Source organism: uncultured Capnocytophaga sp. (assembly GCF_938029845.1).
Lineage (GTDB): Bacteria > Bacteroidota > Bacteroidia > Flavobacteriales > Flavobacteriaceae > Capnocytophaga.
The window spans coordinates 73,245-80,647 of the sequence record NZ_CALHGG010000150.1; the positions used below are offsets into that span (position 1 = coordinate 73,245).

The following is a 7,403-nucleotide window of genomic DNA, read 5'->3' on the forward strand; positions in this document are numbered from 1 at the left end:
TCGTACCCTTCGGGAATCGTTTTAAAGCGGTATAGGGCTGCGCCCTATGGCTTTTTTTTGGCAGCCAGAGGCTGCAACTGCGAACGGCTTTAAAACTGCGAAGGGAGGAGGAAAACCGCAAAACTATTTTAAAACCAGTAATTTACAGAAACAACAGAAACAGCGGAGCTGTGTCAAATCTGTGTCAAAATACTTATATATAACCCGAAATAGTCATTGAATAATATATTGATAATCAGGTGTAAATATTTGAAAAAAAATAATTATCTTTGTACCACTGAAAAAATACATAATGAATTATTCCCAATCACTTACAGCCCCCATCTTTGAACTTATTTCTAAAATTGCTGACCAAAACAGTCAAAAATGCTTCGTCGTAGGAGGTTTTGTTCGTGATTTACTACTAAAAAGAGGTATTGCCAAAGATATTGATATAGTTACTCTAGGTAGTGGGATTGAGCTTGCTGAAAAAGTAGCTGCTCAACTACCCAACAATCCTAAAATATCAGTATTCAAGAACTTCGGCACTGCTATGATTAAGACCGATAGCATAGATATTGAGTTTGTAGGGGCACGTAAAGAGAGCTATCGGGAGGATTCTCGTAAGCCCATAGTGGAGGATGGTACCCTTGCAGATGACCAAAATCGCCGTGACTTCACTATTAACGCTCTGGCTATTTCCCTAAACCAAGATTCTTTTGGAGAACTAATTGACCCCTTTTCTGGAATTGAAGACCTACAAAACCAAATTATTCGTACTCCCTTAGAACCTAATATAACCTATTCCGATGACCCTTTACGTATGCTTAGGGCTATTCGCTTTGCTACCCAACTGAATTTTCAGATAGAAGAGAAATCCCTACAAGCCATTGCTGATAACAAGGAGCGACTCAAGATTATCTCCAATGAGCGTATTGCGGAGGAGCTCAACAAGATACTTGCTTCCGCTCGCCCTTCGGTAGGCTTTAAGTTACTTTATGAAACAGGTTTGCTCTCAATGATCTTACCCGAATTGGTCGCCCTACAAGGAGTCGATGAAAAGGAAGGACAACGCCACAAGGATAATTTTTGGCATACCTTAGAGGTAGTGGATAACATCTCACTGAACACTAACGACTTATGGCTTCGCTGGGCTGCCTTATTGCATGATATAGGCAAAGCTCCTACCAAACGATTTGACAAGAAAATAGGTTGGACTTTTCATGGTCACGAGTTCGTAGGAGGGAAAATGGTAGTCAAGATATTCCAGCGCCTACGTCTCCCTCAGAACGAGAAGATGAAGTTTGTTCAGAAAATGGTTACTATGAGCTCTCGCCCCATCATTATAGCGCAGGATATTGTAACCGATTCAGCAGTTAGGCGCCTACTTTTTGATGCGGGTGATGATTTTGAAGCACTCATGACCCTTTGCGAAGCCGATATCACTACCAAAAACCCACAGAGGTACAAGAAATATCATCAGAATTTCCAAATTGTTCGCCAAAAAGTGGTAGAAGTAGAAGAAAAAGACCATATTCGTAACTTTCAACCTCCTATCACTGGGGAGGAAATTATGGCACTCTTTGGTCTTAGCCCCTCTCGCGAGGTAGGTCAGCTCAAAGAAGCTATCAAAGAAGCTATTCTAGAGGGTATTATAGGCAACTCCTACGAAGAGGCATACCCCTTTATGCTTGAGAAAGCAAAGAAAATGGGACTGTCTTTAGTCGCTGGTACGAGCTTATAGCTCGTACCCAAAGATGATAGAACTTACAAAACCTAACTAATAATGAAAGAAAGTATAAAGATAAGTGCCCTATCTGTGATTATAGGTGCTATTCAAATGATACTTTTCTTGCCTGATGGGTATTCTTGTATTGACGCAAAAAGTGATGTTATTACAGGTATTTCTATTTTTATGCCTATCCAATTCTGTATAGTATTTGTATATAGCATTTTTTGTAAACCTATTAGACAATCTATCGCTAAGTATATATTACTCCTAATTATTTTAGCTTTTTGGCTATATATCAATAGGATAGAATTTATGGATCGGGAGGCTTGTTGGTCTACCTATTTGAAAGAGGAGATTAACCCAGCAGTAGTATATAGCTCTATCATCCCCTGCGGAATCTGCATTTTTGCCTTTTATATAGGGATATGCTATTTTGAAAAAAAGGAAAAACAAAAAATACCTCCCTCTGACAAAGCAACAAACCACTCTATTACTAAATTAAGTGTCATTATTAGCTTTCTACTGATAGGATGCAGTGCCCCGAAAAGTGATTTTAAGGTTATCCAAACTGAAAGAATAGATAAAGATTATCAATATAACCCCAATGGATTTATAGAAAATAATTATGGAAGATTACTTATAAAAACCATTTCACTTTATGATAAGCAGGGGAAGCTAAAAGGATTTCTTTGGAATAGGGCTGATGGATTTTTGGAATATACCCCATCAGAACTAAAAGAAGATGTAGCCTTAGTAAAGAGTTTGGATATTGACACTATATATTCGGATAAAAAATACATTGATTACATAAAAGAGAAAAAGAATGACACCATTTTCTATTTGTCAGATAATAAAATCGTGATAAAAACTAAGTAATTCTATGAAAGTTCGATTCTTTTTATTCTTATTTTTGTTCACTAACGTTTGTAGAGGACAACTTACTCCTCTTAATTATAAAAAAGATAGTCTTGCAACACTTTTTGATGTAAAAAAATTCAAGAAATACAATGAAGATGGAGAATATGAATTCTACAAAGAAGATAGTATTGCTATACTTCAGTTTATAGATGAAAAAGGATATATAGAATGGATTTTTCCTAAGAAATCAAACATAAAAACATGTAATTTCTTTACAAAAAAGGGAGATATTTATAGGAAAGTACATTATTTTCAGAATTTTCCGATAGGAAAGGAATATCTTTTTAAAAAGGGAAAGGTCTATAAGCAGATTGATCACGACAAAGATTACAAAATCAGTATAGAAGACCTCCAAAGGATAATTCTTCAAACTTTTGAGGTGGATATATATTTTTCTAAAAGAGATACCCCCTATTATATGGAAATCACAAGAGGGAGCGCTGAGGTTTATCCCAAGGATTGGAGATACATATACACAATAAGATTTAATATACTTGCTGAAGAAGAATTAGTCCATAGAATCTATTATATAGACGCTTCCTCGGGTAATTTTCTCTACAAAGATGAATATGGAACCCAAGAAGATTTTTTTGGCAGGGCAAAGGATTTACCCAAAGAAAAAACAGCTATACCCTTAAGACATTACACCAAATTTGAACCCTTATAACTTTAATTATTTTTAATTCTATAAGATTATGAATAACCATTTATTAGAAAAAGCCAATGCTATGGGGCAGAGTACCCTCATAGACTTCCTTGAAATTCGCTTTATAGAAATAGGCGAAGACTACATAATCTCACAAATGCCTGTCAATGAAAAGACTTGCCAACCCAATCGCATCCTGCATGGAGGGGCTTCGGCAGCCTTGGCAGAAACTACAGGTAGTATTGCGGCCATGTTACTGGCAAATCCAGATCCTGAAAACTACTTAGTTTTAGGGATAGACATTATCATGAACCATGTTCGTGGGGTAGAGCTGGGTAAGCAAGTTTTTGCCAAAGCCTCCCTAATCCATAAGGGAAAAACACTGCAACACTGGGATGTAAAAATCACTGACGAGGAAGGTAAACTTGTTTCCTATGGAAAACACACCACCATAATCACTAAGAAAAAATGAACCAATCTAAAGAAGAATTTTTAGAAAAAGCAAAGGAGGTTGCCCTAAGAGGGCTACCTTTTGCTTTGTTTAGCTATCCCAATAGCACAGATATTCACCTTATCTACCAGAATAATGATACCTTATATACAAGCAATCTCTGTGAGGAAGATGGTTTTATAATGTGCCCTTTCCATGGGGGTACTCCTTTGCTACTAAGGAAAGAGAATCACCTCACTACTCCCCTACTCTCAGCTGAAAAGCCCTTACTTAGTACAGCTCTTATCCCCACCCAAGGTGATAGAGAACACTATCATACCCTTTTCCAGAAAGCACTGAAAGCCATAGAAGAACATAGGTTAGAAAAGGTAGTACTTTCCCGCAGAATTGCTTACCATAGTAATCAAAAATCGCTCCTTACCTATTTCCAAGATTTGAAAACACTATATCCTACGGCCTTTTGTTATGTTTTTTCACACCCAAAAGTAGGCCGTTGGTTAGCCGCTACCCCTGAGACTTTGATAAAAGTTACAGGTGATACACTTCATACTATGTCACTGGCTGGAACCAAGCCCTTTGTCGAAGGCGAAAGCCCCCTATGGACTGAAAAAGAATATAGAGAGCAAAAGATTGTAACAGATACAATCACCCAAGTACTAGAACCTCTCACCACTGATTTATCTATAGGAAAAGTACACGACGTGCGTGCAGGAAGACTTTGGCATCTCTGTACAGAAATTACCGCTAAAATCACCCCTAATACAGCTATCCAAGAAATTGTTGAGCGCCTACACCCTACTCCTGCCGTATGTGGCTTTCCCACAGACAAAGCTCGTGATTTTCTCCTTGAGAATGAAGGTTATTCAAGAGAATTTTATGCAGGGTATTGTGGTTTGACTTATTTGGGAGAGCATCGCTCTATAGACCTATTTGTCAATCTCAGATGTGCCCAACTCACAGACCAAGGGATATTTGTATATGTGGGGGGAGGAATAAACAGTAGTTCCCAAGAGGAAAGCGAATGGCAGGAAACGGAAAATAAAGCTCAAACTATGTTACGAGTACTCCAATAGCTCTAAGCCCCTTTGGGTAGTCGTACAAACTGAGAAACAAACTCAGGTAGTCCTGTATCAGGCAGTCGTTCATTATAGTCCCAATAGCTGATCACACAAGCAATTGCTTGACCTCGTACGATCGTAGCTATATAATAGACAATCAGTTTCGTATCTTTATGATAGCTCTTTAGCACAGGATCTTGATAACGTACATTATAGATAACTTCCGTAACCTGTGAAGGCTTTCCTTCAAAAATAAGCGTTTTCTGCTGTTCTGAGGTACGGTTATAGGTATAGTTAGGTTCCAAGGGAATCATATCGCCCCACTCCTTTTGAAGCCGAAGAGATAGTTGTGCCTCGGCTAAGGAGGGATGCAAGCTCCAGTTCATTTCACCCTTGGTGGGACAGCGTACAATATTGACTCCTCGCCAATAACATTCGTCCATCAGGGGTACTTTTCTTCCGAGAAAATTAAAGAAACGCCCTCCTAAATGATTTTCGTTCAATACCTTTTTCTCTAATATCAGCTGTATCATCTCGGTATCAATCTCCTCAGAGGGTTTTTCTGCCACCGAAGAAATTGTCGCTATGAATGACCACTTCCCTTTATCAGTATTCTTACCTATGTAATATACCATTGTATTCTGCCAGTGATCCTCCTTATTTTTCTTATAATAAGGAAGATAATAATGAGGATAGGGCAGCTTCGGATTTTTCTTAACAATAGTATCTGTAAAATGATTTTTCTTAGCAAAATCAACCAGATTTCGCTTTACTACAAGGGAATCAAAAGCCTCATCATAAGGGATTAATTCCAACTGGTATTTTCCCATAATATAAAGTTGCTTACCATTGTCCATAATATTATAATACAAACGTTTTTGGGCGTCCTTGGTTTGCCCTGCTAAAGAAAGCGATAGCAAAAATAGAAGGTAAAAATAGGGTTTCATATAAGTTAGGTATAATTATCAAGTATAAATCAAAAATCAGTATCAAATGTTCCCTCTCCATAAAGGAGAAACCAGTCTAAGTCCTCTACTGTTTTGTATTCTTCAGGGAGTGATGGGAGGAGTGTACCCTTTCTTATATTATTTCTTTTTAGAAAGAAGTCAGATGAGGTATGCATTTTGATAAAAGTACGTCCTTTAGTGGTAGGATCGGGATAAATATACTCCAAAGTATCTAAGCACTCTCCTCTCCAACGATATTTGTAGAGTCCTGTCCAACCAGGGTGTCCATATTCGACCCCTCTGATGAGTTTTTCTTGAGGATAAAAAGTAGGATTTACCAAGTCTATATAGCTTGTCACCACCTCCTTTTTAGCTGCTGGAGACAAATAGATGTCATAAATATTTGCTCTACAACAGCTTGATAACGGGTGACTCTTCACCAAAAAATCCTTAGTCCCATCCCCATTGACATCGAAAATCGTATCCGTAGGAAAATGATAATGCTTTCCGGCTACCTTATGTTCTATAGACTGATTTCCTAACTTATAGATATCTATATGCTCCCATCCATACATATTTGTATAAATAATAGCATAATACGCCTCATCCTCAAAGTATTTCTTAATCTGTACAGAAACACTGAGGTAGGACGTATCACTATCTTCTATCACATAGGAAAAATCTAAATCTTCCCCCTTAAATCGTTTTACGACCTCAAGGAGCGCCTCCTTTTTAGTTTTCTCAAGGAGAAGACTATCAGCAAGCTGTTCCTCAAAGTAAGACCTTTCAAGAGTGTCTTTTTTGCTTTTTTGCAATTCTTGTGGCTTGTCCCCCTGGGACTTATTTTCCTGAGGTTTTTCCGCTGTAGAATTACAAGCAACAAGAACAATAGGTAAGAATACCAGACGAATTAGAGATGATAAATTATTCATAATTACAGTGATTAGATTCTTAGTTAGTATTCCGTAGAGACGCAATGAATTGCGTCTTAACAAATTGGAGTATACAGTGATTAGTAATTAGAAACAATAGTAAAAAAACCGAACTATTCATCAGAATAATTCGGTTTTCTAAAAGAAGGCGGCGACATACTCTCCCACAAATTGCAGTACCATCTGCGCTAAAAGGTTTAACTTCTCTGTTCGGAATGGTAAGAGGTGAGACCTTCCGCTTTAACCACCTTAAATCGTTAGTGAATAGTGAAAAACTAATAGTGAATAGCTCTTCACCACACTTGTATTTTTAGTGAATAATGAATCATTCATCCTTCACTTAATTGACTACATTGGATAAGACACCAAACTAATGGTTAACTACTAGTGACTAATGACTAATTACTAACAACTAATCACTATCCACTAAAAAAAGAATTTCGTACAATAAGTCTTCGGGTTATTAGTATTACTCGGCTTTGATGTTACCACCTTTACACCTGTAACCTATCAACGTGGTCATCTCCCACGACCCTCAAAAGAAATCTCATCTTGTGGTGGGTTTCGTACTTATATGCTTTCAGCACTTATCCCTTCCTAACATAGCTACTGAGCTGTACCCTTAGGCAGAATAACTCATACACCAGCGGTTAGTCCAACTCGGTCCTCTCGTACTAGAGTCAGCTCCACGCAAATTTCTAACGCCCACAGTAGATAGAGACCGAACTGTCTCACGACGT

7 protein-coding genes and 2 rRNA genes are annotated in these 7,403 nt (G+C 37.9%); 5 read left to right on the forward strand and 4 right to left on the reverse strand.

Annotated elements, in window-relative coordinates; translation table 11 throughout:
- The first annotated feature begins 292 nt into the window (after positions 1-292).
- Genes Q0625_RS11260 through Q0625_RS11280 form a run of 5 tightly spaced genes read left to right on the forward strand, consistent with a single transcriptional unit; the run spans position 293 to position 4,799 of the window.
- Positions 293-1,723 carry an HD domain-containing protein gene (locus Q0625_RS11260; protein ID WP_298827272.1) on the forward strand — a complete coding sequence of 477 codons (1,431 nt, stop codon included), beginning with the start codon at positions 293-295 and terminating at the stop codon, positions 1,721-1,723.
- Between the two features lie 42 nt (positions 1,724-1,765).
- On the forward strand, positions 1,766-2,587 hold the full coding sequence (locus tag Q0625_RS11265; RefSeq protein WP_298827274.1) for a hypothetical protein: 822 nt from the start codon (positions 1,766-1,768) through the stop codon (positions 2,585-2,587).
- Positions 2,588-2,591: 4 nt separating this feature from the next.
- Positions 2,592-3,296: a hypothetical protein gene (locus Q0625_RS11270; protein ID WP_298827276.1), complete on the forward strand. Its 705-nt coding sequence runs from the start codon at positions 2,592-2,594 to the stop codon at positions 3,294-3,296.
- A 28-nt stretch (positions 3,297-3,324) separates the two neighbouring features.
- Positions 3,325-3,747 carry a PaaI family thioesterase gene (locus Q0625_RS11275; RefSeq protein WP_298827279.1) on the forward strand — a complete coding sequence of 141 codons (423 nt, stop codon included), beginning with the start codon at positions 3,325-3,327 and terminating at the stop codon, positions 3,745-3,747.
- Positions 3,744-4,799, forward strand: a complete 1,056-nt coding sequence (locus Q0625_RS11280) for an isochorismate synthase (RefSeq protein WP_298827282.1) — start codon at positions 3,744-3,746, stop codon at positions 4,797-4,799. Before Q0625_RS11275 ends, Q0625_RS11280 begins: the two co-directional genes overlap by 4 nt.
- 2 nt (positions 4,800-4,801) lie before the next feature.
- On the opposite strand, the gene Q0625_RS11285 is transcribed toward Q0625_RS11280, so the two are convergent.
- The 4 genes from Q0625_RS11285 to Q0625_RS11300 form a co-directional block, all read right to left on the reverse strand.
- A complete protein-coding gene (locus tag Q0625_RS11285; RefSeq protein ID WP_298827285.1) occupies positions 4,802-5,731 on the reverse strand; it encodes a hypothetical protein in 930 nt (309 codons plus the stop codon).
- A gap of 29 nt (positions 5,732-5,760) precedes the next feature.
- Positions 5,761-6,663, reverse strand: a complete 903-nt coding sequence (locus Q0625_RS11290; protein ID WP_298827288.1) for a hypothetical protein — start codon at positions 6,661-6,663, stop codon at positions 5,761-5,763.
- 143 nt (positions 6,664-6,806) lie between these two features.
- Positions 6,807-6,915, reverse strand: a 5S ribosomal RNA gene (gene rrf / locus Q0625_RS11295).
- 191 nt (positions 6,916-7,106) lie between these two features.
- Positions 7,107-7,403, reverse strand: a 23S ribosomal RNA gene (locus tag Q0625_RS11300); the annotation flags it as partial.